The sequence below is a fragment of the Azospirillum sp. B4 genome, from assembly GCF_000333275.1.
Lineage (GTDB): Bacteria > Pseudomonadota > Alphaproteobacteria > Azospirillales > Azospirillaceae > Nitrospirillum.
In genome coordinates, this window is the sequence record NZ_BACU01000110.1 from 1 (window position 1) to 802 (window position 802).

The window sequence follows — 802 nt, forward strand, 5'->3', positions numbered from 1 at the left end:
ACCTTCAGGCCACCCTCCATCCGGTTCTCCAGGCGGATTTCGCCGCCATGGGCGCGCACCACGTCGTTGGCGACGGACAGGCCCAGGCCGGTGCCGCCGGTATCGCGGGAGCGTGAGGCCTCCAGCCGATAGAACGGGCGGAAGACGTTGTCCCACTCCGCCTCCGGGATGCCGGGGCCCTGGTCGGTCACGGAAACGGCGACCGTCTCGCCCATCACCGCCACCGCCACCTCGGCGCTGACGCCATACTTCAGGGCGTTCTCCACCACGTTGGTGAAGGCGCGCTTCAGCGCCGTACGGCGGCCGACGACGCGAACCGGACCCGGCGCGGGGCTGAAGCCCACCGGCTTGCCGGCGTCGCGATAATCCTCCGCCGCGCGGGCCAGCAGCATGTTGAGGTCCAGCGGCTCCAGCGTCTCCTGCGCCGCCTCGTCCCGGGCGAAGGACAGGGTGGCGCCGATCATGGACTCCATCTCGCCCAGGTCCTCCAGCATCTTCTCGCGCACACCGTCGTCGTCCACGAATTCGGCCCGCAGGCGCATGCGGGTCAGCGGCGTGCGCAGGTCGTGCGACACGGCGGCCAGCATGCGCGTGCGGTCCTCGACGAAGGCCCGCAGGCGGCGCTGCATCTTGTTGAAGGCGGCGGCGGCCAGCCGCACCTCGCGCGGGCCCGTCTCATCCAGCGAGGGGGCGTTCATATCCACGCCCAGCCGGTCGGCGGCGGCGGCGAACCGGCGCAAGGGCCGGGTGGTGAAGCCCAGCACCCAGGCGGACAGCAGGATGGCCACGGCGGCGCTGCCGG

General features: G+C 72.1%; 1 protein-coding gene. It reads right to left on the reverse strand.

All coding sequences use genetic code 11. From position 1 onward, the window contains the following. The coding region (locus I55_RS05295) for an ATP-binding protein (protein WP_044559464.1) at positions 1 to 802 on the reverse strand (802 nt) is incomplete at both ends.